Here is a 23,974-nt window from a genome sequence, read left to right as displayed (position 1 = left end):
TGCTGAACAGCAGGATTTTTATATTGTGGTACGAATTAATTTTTTAGTGGTGAAAAGTGGGGAGTTGTGGTAACTTAGAGGTAGAAAGTGGGAGGGGTGGAGAATAGCCATGTTTATGGGGGAATATCAGCATACTGTTGATGAAAAAGGCAGAATGATCATCCCCGCTAAGTTTCGTGATGAACTTGGTGACACCTTCGTCCTCACCCGCGGGCTTGATAAATGTATTTTTGGCTATCCTATGAGTGAGTGGGAAGTCCTTGAGGAGAAAATGAAAACACTCCCTTTTACAAAGAAAGATGCTCGTGCTTTTACCCGATTCTTTTTCTCAGGTGCTACTGAATGTCAGCTTGATAAACAGGGCAGGGTAAATATTGCTGGAACGTTACGTCAATATGCCGGGCTTGAGAAAGAATGTGTTGTGATTGGTGTTTCGAACCGTCTTGAGATCTGGGATAAGTCGGTATGGGAAGAATATTTTAATGCCTCAGAAGAATCGTTCTCAGAGATCGCGGAGAGTATGATGGATTTTGATTTGTAGAAGGTCAATATGGAATGAGGATAAGGTGTAACTATGTTCGAACACATTACAGTTTTAAAAGAAGAAGCAGTTGAGGCACTTAACATTAAAGAGGATGGCGTTTACGTCGATTGTACGCTTGGGGGTGGAGGTCATTCCAAAGCGATATTGGACAGGCTCACCACGGGACACCTGTATGCGTTTGATCAGGATCAGTGGGCCATTGACAATGCCAGAGTGACACTTGCTGAGTATGAAGGAAGACTGACGATAATAGAACGGAATTTTAGTTTTATTAAAGATGCGCTTTCAAAACTCGGGATTGACGGTGTCGATGGTATTTTATTTGATCTCGGTGTTTCCTCTCCGCAGCTCGATCAGGGCGAGCGGGGGTTTAGCTATCAGCATGATGCGCAGCTTGATATGAGGATGGATCAATCCTCCAGTTTATCAGCGTATGAAGTAGTTAATGAGTGGGAGTATGAACGTCTCGTCTCGATTTTTTTCAAATTTGGTGAAGAAAAATTTTCCAAACAAATTGCTCGCAAAATTGAAAAAGCAAGAGACCAAAAACCGATTGAAACCACATTTGAGCTCGTGGAAATAATTAAGGATGCGATCCCTGCACCTGCGAGAAGGAAAGGGGGACACCCGGCTAAAAGGGTATTTCAAGCGATTCGAATTGCAGTAAATGATGAGCTTAAAGTATTTGAACAAGCTCTAATTGATGGCATGTCGATCTTAAATCCCGGCGGTCGAATCAGTGTCATAACGTTCCACTCTCTCGAAGATCGGATTTGTAAGACGGCGATGAAGGAAGCTGCTTCGGGTCCTGAACTACCACCAGGTATGCCTGTTATTCCGGATGCTTACCAGCCAGAAATGAAGCTTGTTACAAGAAAACCTATTCTTCCATCTGAGGAAGAGCAAGAAATCAACAGACGTGCACGATCGGCGAAACTTCGCGTAGCAGAAAAAATGTAAAACAAAAATAAGAGAAGGTGTTAGGGGGAAAACAATGAGTAACCTGGCGTATAAGTATCAGCAGCAGCAAACACAAAAAAAGCAAGTAGAAGTAAAACAGCAATCCGTTTATATCGAAAGTGGACGTATTACAAGAGGAGAGAAACTGCTCTGGATGATGCTTGTACTGGCGTTCGTCACAGCTTCTATTTTTATGGTTTCGAATTATGCTTCCATTTACAACATGAATACGAGTATTCAGCAAGTTGAAGCAGATCAACGGGTTCAATTGAAACAAAACGAAGAGTTGCAGGTGAAAGTAACTGAATTAAGTGCGCCGGATCGCATTATGGATATTGCCCAGGATGAATTAGGGATGACACTGGATGATCAAAATGTAGAAGTGATCAACAAAGGATCATAATTTCGGAGGTTGCACTGTAATGAAAGAAACAAACAAGAATTCACATATTAATGTTGGAGCAGCGATTTTAATGGCACTATTTATCCTGCTCTTTTTTGCTTTTATTGGGCGTTTTTTCTATATCGAATGGACACAGTCTGTATCAGGGGCTGATGGTGAACAGGTGGATTTAATGGAGCTCGGTAAGGAAAAGTGGACAAGAAGTAAAATTCTTGAAGCTGACCGTGGGACAATCTATGACCGCACAGGCGAGAATGCACTTGCCACCGATATTCCTTCATTTACACTACGAGCTATTTTAGATAAGGAATACGAGGATCACGTTGAAGACATAGATAAAACCGCTGCTGAACTTGCACCGATTATTGATATGTCAAAGTCTGAAGTGAAAGAGATTCTCTCAAGTGATAGTGCGTTTCAGGTAGAATTCGGTTCTTCTGGTAAGAACTTGAGCCTTACGCAAAAAGAGAAAATCGAAAAGCTTGATTTGCCTGGAGTTGGCTTTATACCGACCAAAACAAGACTCTATCCAAATGAAGATTTTGCTTCACACGTTCTCGGTTTCACTAATGAGAATGACAAAGGGGTGCAGGAAGGCCTACTCGGTTTAGAAAAACAGCTTAATAAATACCTTGTTCCACAAGAAGGAAAAGAAACCTATCAGAGTGATCGAGAAGGCTTTAAGCTTCCTTATGGGAATGAAAACGTTACGCCGTCTAAAAGCGGAAACGATGTGTACTTAACGATTGATGAAAAAATACAGCTCTTTATGGAACGAGCCATGGATGAAGCACAGGAGAAGTATGATCCTGAACGGATGACGGCTATTGTAGCTGATCCTGATACAGGGAAGATTCTTGCGATGGGTAACCGACCAACGTTTGACCCTAATTTAAGAAATATTTCGAGCTATACAAATATGGCCCTTACAGCATTTGAACCTGGATCAACAATGAAAATTTTCACACTGGCTGCGGCGATTGAGGAAGGGGTCTATAACGGGGATGAACTATTTCAATCAGGTCAATACTCTGTACCGGGTGGACGCGTAAGCGATCATAACGGTGGAGAAGGATGGGGAACAATTAGCTTTGATGAGGGGATTCGTCACTCTTCAAACGTTGCAGCTTCGATCCTTGTAAAAGAAAAGCTTGGTTATGATAAATACCGGGATTACTTAACTGAATTTGGGTTTGATGCTAAAACGAGTATTGACCTTCCGGGCGAAACATCCTCAAATATTATATACAGTGGTGAACTTGAGCGTATTACAACCGGATTTGGTCAGGGCTCAGCTATAACTCCGATTCAACAAGTTCAAGCAGCAACAGCCGTTGCGAACGGCGGAAAAATGATGAAGCCTTATGTAATTGAGAAGATTGTTGATCCTGAGTCGAATAAAGTGGAGCAGAATCATGAACCGGAAGTAGCGGGCGAGCCAATATCAAAAGAAACGGCAAGCCAGACGCGAGACATCTTACGTTCTGTTGTTACAGAAGGTACAGGCACACCTTATGACATTGAAGGGTATACAATCGCAGGAAAAACAGGGACTGCTCAAATATCAGAGGGTGCAAAAGGGTATATGAGTGGCTATGGGAATAACATCTTTTCCTTTATTGGCATGGCTCCTGCTGAGGACCCGGAATTAATTGTGTATGTAGCCGTTGATCGTCCACAGCTCGAATACCCTGAACTGGGGAGTGACCCGGTCTCACTCGTTTTTAATACCGTTATGAAAAACAGTCTGCAATATTTAAATATTGATCCAATTGAAGAAAAAGAAAAACCAAAGGAAGGCCAGACCGATGAAAATGGGAACTCGCTAAAAGACGTATCCGGAATGACAACCGAGCAAGCGAAGAAAGAGCTTGAAGCGGAAGGGTTGAGTGTTGTGACACTTGGCGAAGGAGAAATCGTTACTCAGTCACCTCACGCAGGTTCGAATATTCTTGATGGTGAACGAGTTATTTTACGTACTGATTCAACTGCAAAAATGCCAGATATTACGGGCTGGTCCCTTGCTGATGTTATGAAGCTTGTGGAGTTAATGGAGCTTAAACCAAACATTATGGGGTCGGGATACGTAACAAAGCAGGGAATTGAAAAGGGAAACAAGATTAAAAAAGATGACTATCTAGTAGTGGAATTAAGCTCACCATCCAGTGAATCGACCGAAGAGCCGGAAGAGAATGAAGCAGAGCCAATCACGGACTAGAAGGTCTAACAGCTGAAAAGTGAACATATAGTGGAACAAGCATAATCAGGGAGGATGAGTTTATGCGTGTTTCCAATGTCACTGTCCGGCGGAGGCTAGTCATCGCACTTGTGCTTGGGTTATTTATATTTGGTGTCATTGTTGTTCGTTTAGGGTATGTACAACTCGTCATGGGCAGCTGGCTAAGTGAAAAGGCAAAGGATTCTTGGAGCAGAAATATTCCATTTGAACCGAGTCGTGGAGAGATTCTAGATCGAAATGGTGAACCACTTGCTACGAATATTAGTGCGCCTTCAGTCCTGATCGTGCCAAGGCAGGTCCAAAATCCCGCAGCAACTGCAGAAGCCCTTGCTGCTTCCTTAAATACGAGCAAGGAAAAAGTATATGAGACGATTACGAAGGAAAAATCAATGGTTTGGATTCGACCTGAAGGAAAGAAAATGACCAATGAAAAAGCAAACGAAATTAGACAGTTAAATCTTAGTGGTGTTTACATTGCTGAAGATAATAAACGCCATTATCCTAACGGCGCATTTCTGTCACATGTGCTTGGTTTTAGCGGAATTGATAATCAGGGTTTAACAGGAATTGAGAGCTACTATGATGAAGAATTAAGCGGTGAGCAGGGGCAGGTTGAATATTACTCAGATGCGAAAGGGCAGAGGATGCCTTCGCTCGCGGATGATTATACAGAACCGGTAGATGGCTTGGATCTTCGTTTAACTGTTGATTTGCAGATTCAGACGATTATCGAACGAGAGCTTAATATTGCAGAAGCGACCTATAGCCCTGAAGGAGCTGTAGCAATTGCAATGGATCCTAATACTGGTGAAATCCTTGGCATGTCCTCTCGACCTGATTTTAATCCTGAAGCATTTCAAGAAGTCTCTCCTGATATCTGGAATCAGAACAAACCGGTTTGGAGCACATATGAGCCAGGATCAACTTTCAAAATCATTACTCTCGCAGCAGCACTTGAAGAAGGAGAAGTAGATCTTGAAAATGACCATTTCCATGATCCGGGTAGCATTGAAGTAGCGGGTACGAAACTGAGGTGCTGGAAAGCTGGAGGTCATGGGAGTCAGACCTTTCTTGAAGGGGTTCAAAATTCATGCAACCCGGGATTTGTTATGCTTGGTGAGCGTCTCGGCAAGGAAAAGCTTTTCTCTTATATCGATAAATTCGGCTTTGGAGAAAAAACAGGAATTGATTTACAGGGAGAAGCAAGTGGTATCCTATTTGATGTTGAAAACGTAGGACCTCTTGAACTTGCGACAACCGCTTTTGGTCAAGGTGTTTCCGTAACGCCGATTCAACAAGTTACAGCGGTGTCAGCTGCTGTTAATGGCGGTACCCTTTATGAGCCATACATTGCGAAAGAATGGCTAGATCCAGAAACCGGTGCGGTCGTCAGTAAGAATACACCAACGGTGAAGCGACAGGTAATTTCGAAAGAAACCTCTGAAGAAGTTAGACATGCGCTTGAGACAGTTGTTGCCCTTGGTACCGGGAAGAATGCATTTGTTGATGGGTACCGTGTAGGTGGAAAGACAGGAACAGCTCAGAAAGCGAAAGACGGTGCTTATTTAAAAAACAATCACATCGTCTCGTTCATTGGTTTTGCACCTGCAGATGATCCACAAATTGTTGTTTATGTTGCAATCGATAATCCAAAGGATACGCTACAATTTGGAGGCATAGTTGCAGCCCCGATCGTAGGTAATATTATCCATGATAGTTTAACGGTTATGGGTGTTGAGAAACGGGAAGATCAAATTGAGAAGGAAAAAACGTGGCAGGATGAAGAAATGATTGATATGCCTGATTTAGTTGGCATGACAACGAAAGAGATCCGTGAAGCCATGTACAATTTAAAGATTGATTCGAGCGGTGAAGGCGATACAGTTGTAGCGCAGGCGCCTGATCCAGGAGTGAAATTACCGGTCGGTTCAGAAATTCGGCTTTATATGGGTGACAAATAAGCATCCTGTGAGTACAATAAGTAGTGACCAAGCCAAGGCATATGCTCTTGGCTTGTTTTCTGAAAATATGTCAGCAAACTAGAAAGGTTTGATCGAGATGAAGTTAACTAATCTTCTCCAAGCATTATTTACATATAAACAACTGGGTGATGGAAACCCTGACATACTTACGATCGAAAGTGATAGTAGAGCCGTAACAGACGGTAGCCTGTTTGTCTGTATTCCAGGATTTACTGTAGATGGCCATGATTATGCTGAACTGGCCGTCCAAAAAGGCGCCGCTGCCCTCGTATCTGAAAAGGAACTGAATGTTTCGGTACCAGTTATTCTAGTAAGTGACGCTCACAGGGCACTGGCTGAAATGGCAAATCACTATTATCAGAATCCAACAAAATCCTTTTCGCTTATTGGCGTAACTGGCACAAATGGGAAGACGACTGTCTCACATTTGATTGAACGTATTCATCGTAATGAAGGTCAGAAAACGGGGTTAATTGGAACGATCAACATGAAGATTGGCGATGAAGAATACGAAACCAAAAACACGACACCGGAGCCGCTGCTTCTTCAAAAACAATTTGCAAGAATGCGCGATAAACAAGTTGATTCAGCTGTAATGGAAGTATCCTCTCACGCATTAACGTTAGGCCGTGTCAGAGGCTGTGATTATGATGTTGCCGTGTTTACAAATTTAACACAGGATCATCTTGATTATCATGGAACAATGGAAGAATATCGTCTTGCGAAAGGTCTTCTTTTTTCACAATTAGGTAATACATATGATACAGGTAGAAAAAAGGTAGCAGTTCTGAACGCTGATGATGAAGCCACTGATAAATATGAAATGATGACCTCAGCTCATATTCTTAAATATGGAATTGATCAGGAGGCAGATATAAAAGCTCATGACATTTCTTTCTCAGCTAATGGGACAAGGTTCCGCTTGACTACACTGCAGGAAGAGCATGAAGTGAAACTTATGCTAACCGGAAAGTTCAGCGTGTACAATGCCCTTGCAGCTATTTCGGCTTGTCTTGCGAGTGGCCTTCCCTTGGATCGTATTCTCAAAAGCTTAGAAGAAATAGAAGGGGTTCCAGGCCGCTTTGAACTTGTGGATGAAGGTCAGGGTTTTCCAGTCATTGTAGACTATGCGCATACTCCAGATAGTCTAGAGAATGTTCTCCTTACCGTGAAAGACATGGCAAAAGGCAAAGTATTTGCAGTAGTAGGGTGTGGCGGTGATCGTGATCGAACGAAACGACCACTAATGGCCAAAATTGCTTCTAAAATTGCCGATATTGCGGTGCTAACTTCAGATAACCCTAGAAGTGAAGATCCAGAGCGGATTCTGGATGATATGGTAGAAGGGATTGAAGGCGACTATACCCGGATTACAGATCGAGCAGCAGCAATCCAATATGCGATTGAACAGGCAAACGATGGCGATGTGGTTCTAATTGCTGGAAAAGGTCATGAAACATATCAAATTGTCGGCGATAATGTCCTTGATTTTGACGATCGCATACAGGCACGACAAGCAATAAAGGAGAAGAAGTCATGAATATTCAAGCATCGTTATTAAATGAATTTAGTCAAGGGCCAGTTGATCAAGAACTGGTCTTTGAAGGTGTGGCTACAGATACGAGAAAAGATTGTACGAATAAATTATTTGTTCCCATTGTTGGAGAAGTATTTGATGGTCACCGCTTTATTGATCGTGCCATTGCGAATGGAGCGACGGGTACGCTCTGGGAGAAAAGCAAACCATTCCCCGAGGACCTTAAGGATAGAATTCACGTTTACATGGTGGATGATACAACCATTGGCTTACAGAATCTTGCGATGCAAGTGCTTAAGCAGCAGAAGCCCTATGTAATTGGGGTTACCGGAAGCAACGGTAAAACCACGGTGAAAGATATGCTTGAAGCCGTTTTAAGTCCGAAGTACAAAACGTATAAAACACAGGGCAACCTTAATAACCACTGGGGTCTCCCAATGACGGTGCTAGCGATGCCTGAAGAAACGGAAGTATTAATTCTTGAAATGGGCATGAGTGGTGCCGGTGAAATTTCATTGCTTTCAAAGATCGCAAATCCTGATGTAGCGATCATTACGAACATTGGAGAATCTCATTTAGAGCAGCTTGGTAGCAGAGAAAATATTGCGAAAGCAAAGATGGAAATATTTGAAGGATTAAAAGCAGATGGATTACTTGTCATCGACGGTGACGAGCCACTGTTAAGTGGGATCGAGATCAATAAGGTGTCTTGTGGCTATGCAGAAACCAATGATCTGCAAATTGAAAGGGTTGAGAAGAAGGAGAAGGGCTATGCCTTTACACTAAAAAGTGAAACAGACTCTTTTGAAATCCATTTACTAGGAAAGCACAATATTAAAAATGCTGTTTATAGTATTGCTTCCGCTCGTAAGCTCGGTATGTCAGAACAGGAGATTCGTACAGGTCTCTCTTCTTTAAGACTGACTGGTATGCGACTAGAGCAACATCGCTTATTATCAGGGGCTTTGATAATTAATGATGCATACAATGCAAGTCCGACATCGATGAAAGCAGCACTAGAAACATTAGCCGAGTTGGAAGGATTTGATAAGAAAATCGCCGTGCTTGGTGATATGTATGAACTCGGGTGTAATGAAGAAGCTCTTCACCGTGACATCGGCTCATCGATTAGAAAACCAATATCCGAGGTTGTTACGGTAGGCGATAAAGGAAAGTGGATTTACGATGGGTTGACGGAAGATGAAGCACAAGTAGTGCCGGCTGTTTCCTTTGTAAATAAAGAAGATGCCGCATCATATTTAGCAGGTAAGCTTGACGACAGAACGGTTGTTTTATTAAAGGCGTCAAGAGGGCTTGGACTCGAAACTATTCTAAAGGCATTAGGGAATTAATCTTAAGGAGGCAGTACATTGATTGAACGATTATTAATCTTTAGTTTATTAACATCATTTATTATAGCTGTACTTGTTTCACCCGTATTCATCCCATTTTTAAGAAGGCTTAAATTTGGCCAGAGTATTAGAGAAGAGGGTCCGAAGTCACACCAGAAGAAGTCAGGAACACCGACAATGGGTGGTTTGATTATTATTCTTTCTATTATTCTAGGTACAGTTATCATCGCACTCAAGTACGATGAAATTTCGACGCAGATCTGGCTCTTATTGTTTGTCACGGTAGGCTATGGACTGATTGGATTTTTAGATGATTTTATTAAGGTAGTAAAGAAAAGAAATCTTGGTTTAACTTCGAAACAGAAGCTATTTGGTCAATTTCTAATTGCTATTCTTGTGTATTTTGGCTTAAGAACAATTGGGTTCGTTACAGCGATTCGCGTACCAGGTACAGAATGGAGCTTTGATATAGGGATTGGATACGTTGTGTTGCTTTTCGTTATGCTAGTAGGAGCGTCAAACGCGGTGAATTTAACGGATGGACTGGATGGGCTGGTTGCGGGAACTGCAGCCATTGCATTCGGAGCGTTCGCCATTCTTGCAGCTACGGCTTATATGTACGATGTTGCTATTTTCTCCGTAAGTGTTGTCGGAGCCGTTCTAGGATTCCTTGTTTTCAATGCCCATCCTGCAAAAGTATTTATGGGTGATACAGGCTCACTAGCACTTGGTGGTGCGCTAGCTGCAGTAGCGATAATGACGAAGCTAGAGCTGCTTCTCGTCATTATTGGCGGTGTGTTTGTGATTGAAACGTTGTCTGTGATCATTCAGGTGGCCACATTTAAGTCAACGGGTAAACGCGTATTTAAAATGAGTCCGCTTCACCATCATTATGAATTATCAGGATGGACGGAATGGCGCGTTGTTGCGACGTTCTGGACAGTAGGTTTATTATGTGCAACATTTGGAATCTATTTAGAGGTGTGGATGTAATGAAAAATGTAAACTACCAAAACAAATCAATCTTAGTTATGGGAATTGCCAAAAGTGGTTTTGCAGCAGCAAAACTGCTTCGCTCCATGGGTGCAAACGTAGTCGTAAACGATCGCGAGGAAGTTACGAATAACCCTAAAGCGCAGAAGCTTCAAGATGATGGATTTAGAGTTATCGGCGGAGGACATCCGCTTGAACTGTTAGAAGGAATAGATTTAATTGTAAAGAATCCCGGGATTCTTTATCATAATCCATTATTAGTTGAAGCAGAGAAACGGAACATTCCAATCGTAACAGAAGTGGAAATAGCTGGTGAGATTTCAGAAGCACCTTTCATTGCCATTACTGGTTCTAACGGGAAGACGACAACAACTACTCTTATTGGCGAATTGTTAAGCGAGACGCCTTCTAATCCTATCGTGGCAGGAAATATCGGAACGGTTGTATGTGAAGTTGCGGCGAAAGCAACCCCTGATCAAACGCTTGTAACGGAACTATCCAGCTTCCAACTACAGGGGACCGTTCATTTCCATCCTCATATTTCAGTCCTTTTAAACATTTATGAAGCCCATCTGGATTATCATGGCACGAAAGAAGCCTATGCAGAAGCGAAAGCGCGTTTGTTCACCAACCAAACGTCAACTGACTTTGCTGTCTACAATGCCGATGATGCGCTTGTTTCATCGTTTGCTGAAGCTTCAAAAGCTGCTCTTGTTCCTTTTTCGGCTACGAAAAAGCTTCGGAATGGTGTGAGTATTGATGATGGCTGGATCGTCTTTAAAGATGAGAAAGTGATTAAAATTGAGGATCTATCGATGAAGCAGAACGTCGAAAACACATTAGCGGCGATTGCCGTTGCTAAGTTATCAGGTGTTTCGAATGAGAAGATCTATAGTAATCTTACGAATTTTCATGGCGTGAAGCACCGTCTTCAATTTGTGGGGGAAGTAAGTGGGAGGAAATTCTTTAATGACTCTAAAGCTACAAATTCCATTGCCACAAAAAAGGCGCTCGAATCGTTTGAAAAGCCAGTTATTCTCCTGGCTGGTGGCCTTGATCGAGGAAACGGTTTTGATGATTTAATACCATACTTCCAAACAAAAGTAAAGCACTTGATAACCTTTGGACAAACAGCTCCAAAGCTAAAGGAAACAGCTTTAAAGTCAGGACTGAATTTCGTAACAGTTGTCGATAATGTAGAAAAAGCTGTAGAAACAGCTTACGATCTTTCTGAGTCGGGAGATGTCGTTCTACTATCTCCAGCTTGTGCAAGCTGGGATCAGTTCAAAACGTTTGAAGAGCGTGGAGACATCTTTATAGAGGCAATGCATAGACTCTAATGAGAGGTTGTCTTGCTTATCCGAAAAAGTTCGGTTAAGTAAAATCGACGATAACGGGGTGTGGGGCCATTGCCGAAAACAAAAACAACGCCAGACCTGGTTTTTTTAACTGCCACGCTTGTCTTATTAGCAATCGGACTAATCATGGTATACAGCGCCAGTGCTGTATGGGCTTCCTATAAATTTGATGATGCCTTCTTCTTCGCGAAAAGACAGCTTCTATTTGCTGGGATTGGTGTTGCAGCCATGTTTTTCGTCATGAATATTGAATACTGGACGTGGCGTACGTGGTCAAAGCTTGGCTTGCTTATTTGTTTTCTCTTGCTCATACTCGTTCTAGTGCCTGGAGTAGGACTCGTTCGAGGTGGGGCAAGAAGCTGGCTTGGTGTTGGTGCGTTTTCAATCCAGCCTTCAGAATTTACGAAACTTGCCATGATTGCATTTCTTGCAAAATACCTTTCAGAAAATCAAAAACGAATTACCTCGTTTAAAAAAGGCCTCGTCCCTTCACTTGGCATTGTATTAATCGCGTTCGCGATGATCATGTTGCAGCCAGATTTAGGGACTGGAGCTGTCATGGTAGGCACGTGTGTCGTAATGATTTTTATTTCAGGGGCAAGGGTTTCTCATTTCGTCTGGCTTGGAATGTTGGGAGTGGCGGGGTTTGTGGCATTGATCATATCTGCCCCTTACCGGATTGCAAGGATCACATCGTACCTCGACCCATGGAACGATCCGCTTGGAAGTGGGTTCCAAATTATTCAATCCCTTTATGCTATAGGTCCCGGCGGCCTGATGGGTCTTGGGCTAGGACAGAGCAGGCAAAAATACTATTACCTCCCAGAACCGCAGACGGATTTCATTTTTGCAATTTTATCAGAGGAACTGGGGTTTATAGGTGGGAGTCTCGTCATTCTCTTATTTGCCCTTCTCTTATGGAGAGGGATAAGAATCGCCTTACGGGCACCTGATTTATTCGGCAGTCTGCTTGCGGTTGGCATTATTGGTATGCTTGCCATTCAAGTGATGATCAATATTGGTGTAGTTACAGGTCTGATGCCTGTCACAGGTATCACACTTCCTTTTTTGAGCTACGGTGGCTCCTCCCTAACGCTCATGCTTGTGGCGATGGGGGTTCTCTTAAACATCAGTCGCTATGCTAAATTTTAGTATCAGTAGCCCTGGAGCAAGGAAGTCAGGAGGTTGCGATGAGTAAATTAACAGAATTAGAGAAAGTACTAAGTAACGAGGATGTTGGAAGAGTACGTTTGAACGAGCCAATGTCAAAACATACAACTATCCGTATCGGTGGTCCTGCTGATTTACTGATCGAACCAAAAGAGATAAAATCCCTCCAAAAAATCATTAAAATAATCAAACAGTTCAATGTGAAGTGGCGTGCAATCGGTCGTGGTTCGAACTTGCTTGTTAGTGACAGAGGGGTTGAAGGTGCAGTCATTAAGCTTGGAAAAGGTATGGACGTAATGAATATTGATGGAACAGAGTTACGCGTGGGTGGCGGTTTCTCTCTCATCAAACTAGTAACGCTCATTAGTAAAAATGGCCTGTCAGGACTTGAATTTGCGGGTGGGATTCCAGGATCAGTTGGCGGTGCAGTATACATGAATGCAGGGGCGCATGGTGCAGATGTTTCAGGTATTCTGAGAAAAGCGTTAGTCCTTTTCCAGGATGGAGAATTAAAGTGGGTAACAAATGAAGATATGGCATTTTCCTATCGAACATCACTTCTTCAGAAAAAACCTGGCATTATCGTGGAAGTTGTTTTCGACTTGCAAAAAGGTGATAAAAAAAACATCGTCGCTGAAATGGAAAAAAATAAAGATTACCGTGCTGCAACCCAACCCTGGACGGAGCCCTGTTGTGGAAGTGTTTTTCGAAACCCACTTCCTGAGCATGCAGGTCATCTCATTGAGAAGGCTGGCTTGAAAGGGCACATGATTGGTGGGGCACAAATTTCACCTTTACACGGAAATTTTATTGTAAATGTGACTGATGCAACTGCAAAAGACGTACTGGACTTAATCACCCTGGTGAAGGTTACAATACTTAAAGAGTACGGCATCGACCTTCAAACTGAAGTGGAGATCGTTTATGAGTAAGGTAAGTGGAGTGCTGATGAAAAGCACTCTTTTTTAATTTGATAGTCTGCAAAGCCGTTTGATTCCCTACTAATTTTGCTTAGATAATTCTATGTCATGAATTTCCTTCTTGTGGATAATTAGCGACTTTATTATGCTATAATGATGAAAATGAGACGAATAAGCTGAATCATGCTGTACGGTTGCTATGATCGGCATTCAGACACCTTGAGAATCGACAGAATTTCAATAACCGGAGACGGAGGCAAGACAATGGAAGATCGCAAAGTTGTTACAATTGAAGATCGGATTCCGACATTGAAAGCACAGCGCAAGCAGAGGGCAAACAGAAGGTTGGTTGTTTATCTATCGATCTTTTTCTTTCTTATTTTGCTGATCATTTACTTCCAATCTTCCTTAAGTCACATTCGGAACATTGAAGTCTCAGGTAATCATTATGTTTCCGATAAGGAAATTCAGAAGCTAAGCGGAGTGAATGACAGCATTAGCTTCTGGAATATCAACACTAAAGAAATTGAAACTAGTATTAAACAATCTAAAGAAATTGCGGACGTAACTGTTAGGCGGCAGTTCCCAGCTACTGTCACACTTGAAGTGATCGAGAACGAACGTGTCGCATATTTGAAAAAAGGAAGCAAGTATTTTCCTATTTTACAGACGGGAACGATTCTTGATGCTCTTCCATCAAGTGACACACCGGTAAGTGCACCAATCCTGATGCAGTGGGATGAAAGCACTGAGCTCTCTAACATGGCAGGAGAATTGCGAAAAGTAAAAATGAGTATTATTAACCGGATCTCAGAAATCCACTATACACCTGAAGGCGACAAAGCATTTAACATTACTCTTTTTATGACAGATGGATACGAAGTGAGGACAAGCATACTTCAGTTTGCTGAGAAAGTGAACAATTATCCATTGATTGTCAAAGAACTTAAAGATAAGCCAAAAGGCGTTCTTTACCTTAATGAGGGTAGCTGGCTGGAACCATATGAAGACATTTCGGTAGAAGAAGAGGAAAAAAAGGAATCTTAATGTTAAAATGGAGTGATTCTCGTTTTTTATGGACAAGGAATAGTGAAGCTGAACGAACGGTTATAAGCAGGGCGTATCACCGCAACGTATAACCCGAAGCGTAGGTAGAAAATGAGAAACTGTGAAATTCTCAAGCATTATTGAGAATCAGTGACTTTTCTACTGCTTTCACATGGTGTAGACTAGTATCTAACTGTTGCTTTTCCCCTTTATAGGTAAAAAGAGCTGTAAGATTCATAGTGGGAAATACAAAATGTAAAAAATCGAGAAAATCTTGTACAAAAGAAGGGAAATAAACGTATTTGTGGAATAGAGTCCATATATCACATTCTTCCCGGGAATTGACTCAGAGATTCTTGAGGAAGTTTTATACTTCTAGTTGTAGTGTATATAAAGGTGTTGAGGATTTCTTCAGCGCGATTATAGAGAAAATAAAAATACCTGAATATGGTAGTATTTTGAAGGAGGTGCCAGTAGAATGAACAGCAATGAGATTTATGTGAGTCTAGACATCGGTACATCCAATGTAAAAGTAATCATTGGTCAGATGACAAACGATTCATTGAATATACTTGGAGTTGGCAGTGCGCCTTCTGAGGGTATTCGCAAAGGGTCGATTGTGGATATAGATGAAACTGTTCGTTCAATTAAACAGGCAGTAGAAAACGCAGAAAGAATGGTAGGCTTATCCGTTCGTTCTGTGATTGTGGGAATTAACGGGAATCACGTCCAACTTCAACCGTGTCATGGTGTAGTTGCCGTATCAAGTGAAGACCGTGAAATTCATGATGAGGACATTGCAAGAGTAATTGACGCAGCGCAGGTAGTTTCTATCCCTCCTGAGCGAGAAATTATTGATGTCATTCCAGGACAATTCGTTGTCGATGGATTAGATGATATAACAGATCCACGTGGTATGATTGGTGTCCGTCTAGAAATGGAAGGCACAATCATTACAGGTTCTAAAACAGTATTACATAATTTGTTAAGATGCGTTGAAAAAGCGGGTCTGGAAATTGCTGATATTTGTCTACAACCGCTTGCATGTGGATCGATGGCGCTATCGAAGGATGAGCGGAATCTTGGTGTGGCGCTCGTTAATATGGGCGCGGGTTCTACAACGATCTCGATTTTTGAAGAAGGCTCTTTAAAAGCGACATCCGTGCTTCAAATTGGTGGCGACCATGTAACGAAAGATATTTCAATTGGTCTTAGAACAACGACTGAAGAAGCTGAGCGTATTAAGGTCAAGCACGGTAATGCTTTCGTTGATCTTGCTTCAGAAGAGGAATCTTTTACAGTATCGACAATAGGGAGCTCAGCTGAACAGGAATTTAATCAGTATGAATTAGCTCATATTATAGAACCTCGGATCGAAGAGATGTTAGAATTGATAGAAGACGAGATTAGGCGAATGGGAATTCGTGAGTTGCCAGGTGGTTTTGTTTTAACTGGCGGTATGGTGGGAATGGATGGCGTATTGGAGCTTGCAAGAGAAATTCTGCAGCACAATGTAAGGGTTGCTGTTCCAGACTATATTGGCGTTCGCGAGCCGCAATATACAACTGGTATTGGTCTTATCCAATTTACGTACAAGAACGTGAAAATTCAGGGGAAAGAAGTAGCAGCATCGCTTAACTCTGAAGAAGAAGTGAAGCCCAAGCGTAGAACAAAAGCCGAACCTCAACCGAGTGAGAAATCTTCACCGGGTATGAAAGAGAAAGTGAAGAATTTCTTTAATCTATTTGTTGAATAAAGGGCTATTACAAGATTAGGAGGACCTGAGATGTTAGAGTTTGATATGAATATGGAACAATTAGCACAAATAAAAGTGATCGGTGTCGGCGGAGGCGGAAGCAACGCTGTTAATCGTATGATTGAAAATGGTGTACAAGGTGTTGAATTTATCGCTGTTAACACCGATGCTCAGGCATTAAACCTGGCTAAAGCTGAAGTGAAAATGCAAATTGGTGGTAAATTAACAAGAGGCCTTGGTGCCGGTGCAAACCCTGAAATTGGTAAGAAAGCTGCTGAGGAAAGCAAAGAGCAGATCCAGGAAGCACTTAGTGGTGCTGACATGGTTTTCGTAACAGCAGGTATGGGAGGCGGAACAGGAACTGGAGCTGCTCCTGTTATTGCTGAGATCGCTAAAGAGCTTGGCGCGCTAACAGTGGGTGTTGTGACACGTCCATTTACCTTTGAGGGTAAAAAACGTTCAACTCAGGCAGTTACGGGTATTGCAATGCTTAAGGAGAAAGTCGATACGTTAATCGTCATTCCGAACGATCGTCTTCTTGAAATCGTGGATAAGAATACGCCAATGCTTGAAGCATTCCGTGAAGCAGATAATGTCCTTCGTCAGGGTGTTCAGGGTATCTCAGATTTGATTGCGGTACCAGGGCTTATTAACCTTGACTTTGCCGATGTGAAAACAATTATGACAGAACGTGGTTCTGCCCTGATGGGTATCGGTATTGCTACAGGTGAAAATCGTGCATCTGAAGCGGCTAAAAAAGCAATTTCCTCTCCATTGCTTGAGACATCTATTGATGGAGCAAAAGGTGTTCTTATGAACATTACAGGCGGATCTAACCTGAGTCTGTATGAAGTGAACGAAGCAGCAGATATCGTTTCTTCAGCTTCAGACGAGAACGTTAACATGATTTTCGGTTCAGTTATTAACGAAGAATTGAAAGATGAAATTCTAGTAACCGTAATCGCAACTGGATTTGATGAAAGTGAAAACAAAAAGAAAACAGTGCCTCGTCCTTCTGCGCAATCGAAGCAAAGTGCTCCGATTCAGCATTCTAAGCATGAAGAGGAAGAAGTTCAGCCTGAACCTTCCAAGTTTGGCGCACGAGTAGAGGAATCTAATGAAACACTGGATATCCCTACTTTCCTTCGCAACCGTAAGCGTAATAGAAGATAAACCAGTGAAACCAGCTCTTTTTAGAGCTGGTTTCTTTTTTCAGAAAAAATATTTTGTATTTAATTCTCTTTTTTCTGAGAATACGGTTGTGTTATTTGCCTATCACACGTATAATGTCCCTTATATAAAAACAAGTGTCCTCGCCAGAAGGACAAAGGAGTGGAGAGCTATGAAGAATTGCGTATCAGTTGGTTTACTAGGTCTTGGAACAGTAGGAAGCGGTGTGGTACATATGATTGATTCCCACCAGAAAGAACTTCAGCAGCGAGTTGGCTGCGAAGTGAAAGTAGCAAAGGTTCTTGTAAGAGATATGGATAAAGATCGAAGCGTGGACCTCGATGAAAGTGTTCTTACTTTAAATCCGGAAGACGTTATTCAAAATCCGGATGTGGACGTTGTCATTGAAGTAATCGGAGGAATCGACCAGGCAAAAGAATTTATTCTCAGCTCTTTAAATAATGGTAAGCATGTTGTTACGGCTAATAAAGATTTGATGGCCATCCACGGAAGAGAATTGCTATCAGCAGCAGTTGAGAACGAATGTGATCTCTTCTACGAAGCTAGTGTAGCGGGTGGTATTCCGATTCTTAGAAGTTTAGTAGAAGGCCTATCGTCAGACAGGATTACAAAGCTAATGGGGATTGTGAATGGCACAACGAATTACATTTTAACAAAGATGACGAAGAACAATGTGCCATACGAGAGTGTTTTGAAAGAAGCACAGGAGCTAGGCTTCGCAGAAGCAGATCCAACAGCCGATGTTGAAGGACTGGACGCCGCTCGCAAAATGGTTATTCTAGGTACGCTTGGATTTTCCATGAAGGTAGGACTCGATGATGTAAAGGTGGAGGGTATCACTCGCGTCGATGAGGATGATATTGCTTACAGTAAAAAGCTTGGTTACACGATTAAATTATTAGGTATTGCCAGTTCAACAAATGGCTCAATTGAGCTATCTGTTCAACCGACATTGTTACCTTCACGACATCCGCTAGCAGCTGTAAACGATGAATATAACGCGGTGTATGTATATGGTGAAGCAGTTGGTGAGACGATGTTCTACGGACCAGGAGCAGGACAACTGCCAACAGCTACCGCTGTTGTGTCTGACCTTGTTGCCGTTATCAAAAATATGAGACTTGGTGTAAATGGGAAAAGTGTCATTCTACCTCAGCATGAGAGAAAGTTGAAGGAGGATGAAGACATTAAGAGTAAACATTTCATCAGACTGATTGTAAAGGATGAACCTGGGGCGTTCTCGAAGATTTCACACCTATTCCAGGATCGTGGATTAAGCCTTGAGAAGCTTATCCAGGAGCCTGTCGTAAACAATGGCACAGCGGAGCTTGTGATCATTACGCATGAAACGAATCAGAAAGCATTTGAAGACGTTCATAACCGATTGAGAGATTTAGATGTAGTTGTAGAAGTGAAAAGTCGCTACCGTGTGGAGGGAATGTAATGGAAAGCTGGAATGGACTTCTGAAACAATATAAAGATTATTTACCGATCACAGAGCATACACCAGAACTCAGCTTGAATGAGGGAAATACCCCTCTCTTAAAGCTGGATCAGCTTTCAGAAGAGCTTGGCATTTCTCTTCATGTGAAGATTGAAGGCGCGAATCCGACAGGGTCATTTAAGGACAGAGGCATGGTTATGGCCGTTGCCAAAGCAAAGGAAGAAGGCAGTAATGCGATCATTTGTGCTTCCACTGGGAATACAGCCGCTGCTGCTGCAGCATACGGAGCAAGGGCAGGTCTTCGCTGCATTATTGTTATTCCGAAAGGAAAAGTTGCTCTAGGGAAGCTTGCCCAGGCCATGATCTATGGGGCGGAAATCTTTGAGATAGATGGCAACTTCGATCAGGCGCTCCGCATGGTTCGAGACATTGCTGAAACAGAGCCAATTGCTCTTGTGAACTCCGTTAATCCATACCGACTCGAAGGGCAGAAAACAGCAGCATTAGAAGTATGTGACCAGCTAGGTAAAGCACCTGATGTTCTGGCAATTCCTGTTGGTAACGCGGGGAATATCTCCGCCTATTGGAAAGGATTCAGAGAATACCTTGCTGAAAGCGATCGCCCGGAAATGCGCGGATTTGAAGCGGAAGGTTCAGCTGCCATTGTCCAGAAGAAAATCATCCAGGAGCCGGAAACGATTGCCACTGCGATTAGAATTGGGAATCCAGCAAGCTGGCATCTTGCAGAAGAAGCCGTTCTCGAATCAAATGGAAAGATTGATAGTGTAACGGATGAAGAAATTCTTTTCGCGTATCAAGAGCTGGCTAAAAAAGAAGGTGTGTTTGCTGAACCGGCCTCCTGCGCATCAGTTGCAGGCGTTATGAAGCAGGTAGCTTCAGGTGAAATCAAGAAAGGGAGCAGTGTTGTAGCAGTGCTGACAGGCAATGGACTTAAAGATCCAGCAACAGCGATGGACGCCGTCCTCGCGAAACCACGTGTAGTAGCAGCTGATAAAAATGCGTTTTTGGAAGAGCTTAAAGGATGTGTTAGCCATTGAGCAAAGGAGAACAAGTCCATTTTAAAATACCCGGAAGCACTTCCAATCTTGGGCCGGGTTTTGATTCCATCGGCCTTGCGATTAACCGATATTTGAATGTTCAGCTTGAGGCATCAGAAGAATGGACTTTCCAATACGTCAACTTTGATGAAACTTTTCCATCCGGAAAGGAAAATATGATCTATCAGGCAATCGAATATATTGAACAAACCTATGGACAGGGAAAAAAAGCACCTCCCCATATGGTTACGATGGAAAGCGAGCTCCCTCTTGAAAGAGGCTTGGGCAGTAGCGCAGCTGCAATTGTGGCAGCTGTAGAAATAGCAGATTACACGATGGATCTTCATTTGGACCTAGATGACAAGATCGAGATCGCAACATACTTTGAGGGACACTCGGATAATGTCGCCGCTTCTCTTCTAGGGGGTCTTGTCGTTGCCACAGGACAAAAAGAAATAGGTACCGTTTCGCACGTTGTTGAAAATCTCGAGATGATCGCTTTGATTCCGTCACACAAATTAAAAACGACCGATTCCCGATCGGTTCTGCCGGATGCGATTCCTTTTCAGGAGGCGGTTGAAGCAAGCAGTATTGCCAATGTATTTGTAGCGGCTGCACTTCAGAATAACTGGCAGCTAGCAGGGAAGCTGATGAAACACGATCTTTTTCATCAAACCTACCGAAAGCACCTTGTACCTGATTTAGACGCTGTTCAAGATTTCTCAATGGAACATGGAGCATATGGGGCAGCGCTCAGTGGTGCTGGTCCTACTCTAATAGTGTTTACTCCAGAGGGGTCTTCTGGCAAACTTTCCTCTAAACTTGAAGAAGCTTTTCCCTTATATGACTGTGAGGTATTATTAACAGCGCCAACGGGTGTTGAAAGAAGCGATGCTTTTCAAATTCAATAAATAATGTCTAAAAGTCGTCCAACCATGGGCGGCTTTTTGTTATGAGTTCTCATGACAAAACTAGTGATATTTATCCAAAATAACCTTAGTATGTGTGGCACAATCTGACAGTCTTTCAAAAGAATCTAGTCTATACTAAGTATCAAAATCGCATGGAAGGAGGCAATTGGTGGCAGTATACCTTGATGTAATTTGGCTGTTGAACGTTTGCTTTGATTACATGATTCTTGCGCTAACAGGACTATTACTAAAGAGACATGTGAAGAAGAGACGCCTAGCTGCCGGTGCACTAATTGCCTCCTTTTATGTGCTCTTCCTTTTTATACCAGGCATGGCATTCATGGCGAATCCGTTTATTAAACTCATCTACTCGTTTGTTATTGTCAGTGTAACGTTTGGTTTTACCCGCTTTCGAAGTTTTATTCAAAGCTGGTTATTGTTTTATTTCGTCACCTTTATGATTGGCGGCGGAATGATGGGAGCACATTATTTTATGCAGCAAGAAGTGACGATTTACAATGGGGCGGTAGCAACAAAAGGGGCTGGATTTGGTGATCCCATCAGCTGGATCTTCATATTAATTGGTTTCCCGACAATCTGGTTGTTTTCAAAGCGGAGAGTTGAAATGCTTGAAACAACTAGAATTCATTATGATCAGCTCGCAGATATTGTCATTCATATTGATGAAATTAGCATTTCGGCGTCCGCACTCATTGACAGTGGTAACCAGCTTCAAGACCCATTAAGCGGTTCACCTGTCATGATTCTCGACATGACGATTCATGCTTCACATTTCTCAACTGCGTTTCTAGAGAAAGCAAGAAATATTACAGAATTTCAAAGTGAAGGAGAGGGGGACAGGTGGGAACATCGATTACGTATTGTTCCGTATCGCGCTGTCGGACAAGATAACCAATTCTTGTGTGCCGTAAAGCCGGATGAAGTTATTATTACGATGAAAGACCATGCCATTACAGTGAAAAAGGTGCTCGTTGGACTTAGTTTCCAGAGTATATCTGGGGAAAAAGAATATAGCTGTATCCTTCATCCGAAAATGCTGACAGGACATAAGGCGTCTGCGTCTTAGAAAAAAGACAAACAAGGAGGAGTTCTGGATGGGGAAAATACGAATTAAACTTGTTCTCTTGTGGCAGCGAATTCTAATGAAGCTTGGGATTAAGCCGGATGAAATTTACTACATAGGAGGGAGCGAAGCGCTTCCTCCTCCGCTATCCAAAGAAGAAGAAGCTCATCTGTTAATTCAGCTACCAAAAGGGGATAAGGCAGCACGTTCCATTTTAATTGAACGGAATCTAAGGCTTGTTGTTTACATTGCAAGGAAATTTGAAAACACTGGAATTAACATTGAAGATTTGATCAGCATCGGTGCAATCGGACTAATAAAAGCAGTGAATACGTTTAATCCCGAAAAGAAAATCAAACTGGCAACGTACGCCTCCCGCTGTATCGAGAATGAAATTCTGATGTTTCTTAGGAGAAATAATAAGATTCGTTCAGAAGTGTCCTTTGATGAGCCGCTTAATGTGGACTGGGATGGAAACGAGCTCTTACTCTCTGATGTACTCGGAACAGATGACGATATTATTACGAGAGGAATTGAAGCACGCGTAGATCGAAGGTTGTTAGTAAAAGCGCTTGAAGCACTTAATGCCAGGGAAAAACAAATTATGGAACTACGGTTTGGTCTGGCGGGAGAGGAAGAGAAAACGCAAAAAGACGTAGCCGACTTACTTGGAATTTCTCAATCTTATATTTCAAGGCTTGAAAAGCGCATCATTAAGCGACTTCGAAAAGAATTTAATAAAATGGTCTAAGCATCCTGTTCTGACAGATGCATAAAATTCCCACTCGCGGAGATACTTTACTTTGACAGCATCTCCGATGAGGAGGGAAAGAGTTGACACGAAACAAAGTCGAGATTTGTGGAGTAGATACCTCCAAACTTCCAGTATTAAAAAATGAAAAAATGAGAGTTCTATTTAAGCAAATGCAGGAAGGAGATATCTCTGCTCGCGAGGAACTGGTGAATGGCAATTTACGCCTTGTTCTAAGCGTCATTCAGCGGTTTAATAATCGAGGGGAGTATGTGGATGACTTGTTCCAGGTCGGTTGCATTGGCCTGATGAAATCCATAGATAACTTTGATTTATCGCAAAACGTGAAATTCTCTACGTATGCAGTACCGATGATTATCGGTGAAATCAGGCGTTACTTGCGTGATAATAATCCGATAAGAGTATCACGATCACTGCGGGATATTGCCTACAAATCCCTCCAGGTTAGGGATAAATTGATGACGAAACATGCCAGAGAACCAAATCCTACTGAAATTGCGAAAGAATTGGGTGTGACGAAAGAAGAAGTTGTTTTTGCACTGGATGCGATTCAGGATCCTGTTTCATTGTTTGAACCAATTTATAATGACGGTGGCGATCCCATTTTCGTAATGGATCAAATTAGTGATGACAAACAAAAGGATGTCCAATGGCTCGAGGACATCGCTTTAAAAGAAGCAATGACGAGGCTAAATCAAAGGGAAAATATGATTCTCCAGATGCGATTTTTTCAGGGGAAAACACAGATGGAAGTGGCTGATGAGATCGGAATTTCTCAGGCACAGGTATCAAGGCTTGAGAAGGCAGCTATCAATCAAATGAACAAAAATATTCAAAGTTAGAATGAGACCTGTGAAACAGGTCTTTTCTTTTGCCTAGTTTTCATATAATGAAGTGAAAGGTGGGTGCGTGATGATAAAAATTTCTGAGTTTCAAGTAAAAGATGTTGTCAATGTTTCGAATGGGAAAAAACTTGGTCACATTGCTGATTTAGAGATTAATTTAACGACTGGGAAAATAGAAGCGATTGTGATTCCGGGCTCAGGTAAGATGATGGGCCTTTTCGCCCGTGAAAGTGACGTAGTGATTCCCTGGCGTAATATTGTTAAAATTGGTTCAGATGTCATTTTAGTCAGACACTATGATACGGCTGACGCGGAACCATATCAAAAAGAATCGTAAAGAAGAACTCACAATCTATATCCCTTAGATTCAACATATTATGATAAAATAGGGTATAAACATGATCAGGT

At 42.3% G+C, this 23,974-nt stretch carries 21 protein-coding genes; all 21 read left to right on the top strand.

Features of this window, described 5'->3' with window-relative positions:
- Positions 1-109 precede the first annotated feature (109 nt).
- Entirely contained in the window at positions 110-541 is a 432-nt protein-coding gene (gene mraZ, locus ABFG93_RS02760; RefSeq protein ID WP_347550455.1) for a division/cell wall cluster transcriptional repressor MraZ, read from the top strand.
- Between the two features lie 33 nt (positions 542-574).
- Complete coding sequence (gene rsmH / locus ABFG93_RS02755; RefSeq protein WP_347550453.1) at positions 575-1,504, top strand: 16S rRNA (cytosine(1402)-N(4))-methyltransferase RsmH; 930 nt, start codon at positions 575-577, stop codon at positions 1,502-1,504.
- Between the two features lie 34 nt (positions 1,505-1,538).
- Positions 1,539-1,907 (top strand): cell division protein FtsL, encoded by a 369-nt coding sequence (gene ftsL / locus ABFG93_RS02750; RefSeq protein ID WP_347550451.1) that lies wholly within the window; start codon positions 1,539-1,541, stop codon positions 1,905-1,907.
- 19 nt (positions 1,908-1,926) lie between these two features.
- Positions 1,927-4,125 (top strand): penicillin-binding protein, encoded by a 2,199-nt coding sequence (locus ABFG93_RS02745; protein ID WP_347550450.1) that lies wholly within the window; start codon positions 1,927-1,929, stop codon positions 4,123-4,125.
- A gap of 62 nt (positions 4,126-4,187) precedes the next feature.
- Positions 4,188-6,107: a stage V sporulation protein D gene (locus tag ABFG93_RS02740; RefSeq protein WP_347550448.1), complete on the top strand. Its 1,920-nt coding sequence runs from the start codon at positions 4,188-4,190 to the stop codon at positions 6,105-6,107.
- 97 nt (positions 6,108-6,204) lie between these two features.
- Positions 6,205-7,668: a UDP-N-acetylmuramoyl-L-alanyl-D-glutamate--2,6-diaminopimelate ligase gene (locus tag ABFG93_RS02735; protein ID WP_347550446.1), complete on the top strand. Its 1,464-nt coding sequence runs from the start codon at positions 6,205-6,207 to the stop codon at positions 7,666-7,668.
- Entirely contained in the window at positions 7,665-9,017 is a 1,353-nt protein-coding gene (locus ABFG93_RS02730; protein ID WP_347550445.1) for a UDP-N-acetylmuramoyl-tripeptide--D-alanyl-D-alanine ligase, read from the top strand. The genes ABFG93_RS02735 and ABFG93_RS02730 overlap by 4 nt, the downstream gene beginning before the upstream one ends.
- Positions 9,018-9,035: 18 nt before the next feature.
- Positions 9,036-10,010 (top strand): phospho-N-acetylmuramoyl-pentapeptide-transferase, encoded by a 975-nt coding sequence (gene mraY / locus ABFG93_RS02725; protein WP_347550443.1) that lies wholly within the window; start codon positions 9,036-9,038, stop codon positions 10,008-10,010.
- Positions 10,010-11,350, top strand: a complete 1,341-nt coding sequence (gene murD / locus ABFG93_RS02720; RefSeq protein ID WP_347550441.1) for a UDP-N-acetylmuramoyl-L-alanine--D-glutamate ligase — start codon at positions 10,010-10,012, stop codon at positions 11,348-11,350. The genes mraY and murD overlap by 1 nt, the downstream gene beginning before the upstream one ends.
- A 69-nt stretch (positions 11,351-11,419) precedes the next feature.
- Complete coding sequence (gene spoVE / locus ABFG93_RS02715; RefSeq protein WP_347550439.1) at positions 11,420-12,520, top strand: stage V sporulation protein E; 1,101 nt, start codon at positions 11,420-11,422, stop codon at positions 12,518-12,520.
- Between the two features lie 38 nt (positions 12,521-12,558).
- A complete protein-coding gene (gene murB, locus ABFG93_RS02710) occupies positions 12,559-13,470 on the top strand; it encodes a UDP-N-acetylmuramate dehydrogenase (protein WP_347550437.1) in 912 nt (303 codons plus the stop codon).
- A 252-nt stretch (positions 13,471-13,722) separates the two neighbouring features.
- Positions 13,723-14,505 (top strand): cell division protein FtsQ/DivIB, encoded by a 783-nt coding sequence (locus tag ABFG93_RS02705; protein WP_347550435.1) that lies wholly within the window; start codon positions 13,723-13,725, stop codon positions 14,503-14,505.
- 478 nt (positions 14,506-14,983) lie between these two features.
- Positions 14,984-16,261 (top strand): cell division protein FtsA, encoded by a 1,278-nt coding sequence (ftsA, locus tag ABFG93_RS02700; protein ID WP_347550434.1) that lies wholly within the window; start codon positions 14,984-14,986, stop codon positions 16,259-16,261.
- Positions 16,262-16,291: 30 nt separating this feature from the next.
- The gene (gene ftsZ / locus ABFG93_RS02695; RefSeq protein ID WP_347550433.1) at positions 16,292-17,434 is read left to right on the top strand and encodes a cell division protein FtsZ; all 1,143 of its coding nucleotides are present in this window, start codon (positions 16,292-16,294) and stop codon (positions 17,432-17,434) included.
- Between the two features lie 169 nt (positions 17,435-17,603).
- Positions 17,604-18,896 (top strand): homoserine dehydrogenase, encoded by a 1,293-nt coding sequence (locus tag ABFG93_RS02690; protein WP_347550432.1) that lies wholly within the window; start codon positions 17,604-17,606, stop codon positions 18,894-18,896.
- Positions 18,896-19,954: a threonine synthase gene (gene thrC / locus ABFG93_RS02685; RefSeq protein ID WP_347550431.1), complete on the top strand. Its 1,059-nt coding sequence runs from the start codon at positions 18,896-18,898 to the stop codon at positions 19,952-19,954. Before ABFG93_RS02690 ends, thrC begins: the two co-directional genes overlap by 1 nt.
- Positions 19,951-20,865 carry a homoserine kinase gene (gene thrB, locus ABFG93_RS02680; RefSeq protein ID WP_347550430.1) on the top strand — a complete coding sequence of 305 codons (915 nt, stop codon included), beginning with the start codon at positions 19,951-19,953 and terminating at the stop codon, positions 20,863-20,865. Before thrC ends, thrB begins: the two co-directional genes overlap by 4 nt.
- A gap of 169 nt (positions 20,866-21,034) precedes the next feature.
- Entirely contained in the window at positions 21,035-21,952 is a 918-nt protein-coding gene (gene spoIIGA, locus ABFG93_RS02675) for a sigma-E processing peptidase SpoIIGA (protein ID WP_347550429.1), read from the top strand.
- A gap of 28 nt (positions 21,953-21,980) precedes the next feature.
- Complete coding sequence (gene sigE, locus ABFG93_RS02670) at positions 21,981-22,700, top strand: RNA polymerase sporulation sigma factor SigE (protein ID WP_347550428.1); 720 nt, start codon at positions 21,981-21,983, stop codon at positions 22,698-22,700.
- A gap of 83 nt (positions 22,701-22,783) precedes the next feature.
- Positions 22,784-23,563 (top strand): RNA polymerase sporulation sigma factor SigG, encoded by a 780-nt coding sequence (sigG, locus tag ABFG93_RS02665; protein WP_347550427.1) that lies wholly within the window; start codon positions 22,784-22,786, stop codon positions 23,561-23,563.
- A gap of 70 nt (positions 23,564-23,633) precedes the next feature.
- Positions 23,634-23,903, top strand: a complete 270-nt coding sequence (locus ABFG93_RS02660) for a YlmC/YmxH family sporulation protein (protein WP_347550426.1) — start codon at positions 23,634-23,636, stop codon at positions 23,901-23,903.
- The last annotated feature ends 71 nt before the right edge of the window (positions 23,904-23,974 follow it).

The organism is Pseudalkalibacillus hwajinpoensis (genome assembly GCF_039851965.1).
Taxonomy (GTDB): domain Bacteria; phylum Bacillota; class Bacilli; order Bacillales; family Guptibacillaceae; genus Guptibacillus; species Guptibacillus hwajinpoensis_E.
This window is presented reverse-complemented; position numbering and strand designations above follow the sequence as displayed.

Bases quoted from the DNA above. Each gene is read 5' to 3' on its own strand.
- mraZ (WP_347550455.1), top strand. From the start codon at position 110: ATGTTTATGGGGGAATATCAGCATACTGTTGATGAAAAAGGCAGAATG.
- rsmH (WP_347550453.1), top strand. From the start codon at position 575: ATGTTCGAACACATTACAGTTTTAAAAGAAGAAGCAGTTGAGGCACTT.
- ftsL (WP_347550451.1), top strand. From the start codon at position 1,539: ATGAGTAACCTGGCGTATAAGTATCAGCAGCAGCAAACACAAAAAAAG.
- ABFG93_RS02745 (WP_347550450.1), top strand. From the start codon at position 1,927: ATGAAAGAAACAAACAAGAATTCACATATTAATGTTGGAGCAGCGATT.
- ABFG93_RS02740 (WP_347550448.1), top strand. From the start codon at position 4,188: ATGCGTGTTTCCAATGTCACTGTCCGGCGGAGGCTAGTCATCGCACTT.
- ABFG93_RS02735 (WP_347550446.1), top strand. From the start codon at position 6,205: ATGAAGTTAACTAATCTTCTCCAAGCATTATTTACATATAAACAACTG.
- ABFG93_RS02730 (WP_347550445.1), top strand. From the start codon at position 7,665: ATGAATATTCAAGCATCGTTATTAAATGAATTTAGTCAAGGGCCAGTT.
- murD (WP_347550441.1), top strand. From the start codon at position 10,010: ATGAAAAATGTAAACTACCAAAACAAATCAATCTTAGTTATGGGAATT.
- murB (WP_347550437.1), top strand. From the start codon at position 12,559: ATGAGTAAATTAACAGAATTAGAGAAAGTACTAAGTAACGAGGATGTT.
- ABFG93_RS02705 (WP_347550435.1), top strand. From the start codon at position 13,723: ATGGAAGATCGCAAAGTTGTTACAATTGAAGATCGGATTCCGACATTG.
- ftsA (WP_347550434.1), top strand. From the start codon at position 14,984: ATGAACAGCAATGAGATTTATGTGAGTCTAGACATCGGTACATCCAAT.
- ftsZ (WP_347550433.1), top strand. From the start codon at position 16,292: ATGTTAGAGTTTGATATGAATATGGAACAATTAGCACAAATAAAAGTG.
- ABFG93_RS02690 (WP_347550432.1), top strand. From the start codon at position 17,604: ATGAAGAATTGCGTATCAGTTGGTTTACTAGGTCTTGGAACAGTAGGA.
- thrC (WP_347550431.1), top strand. From the start codon at position 18,896: ATGGAAAGCTGGAATGGACTTCTGAAACAATATAAAGATTATTTACCG.
- sigE (WP_347550428.1), top strand. From the start codon at position 21,981: ATGGGGAAAATACGAATTAAACTTGTTCTCTTGTGGCAGCGAATTCTA.
- ABFG93_RS02660 (WP_347550426.1), top strand. From the start codon at position 23,634: ATGATAAAAATTTCTGAGTTTCAAGTAAAAGATGTTGTCAATGTTTCG.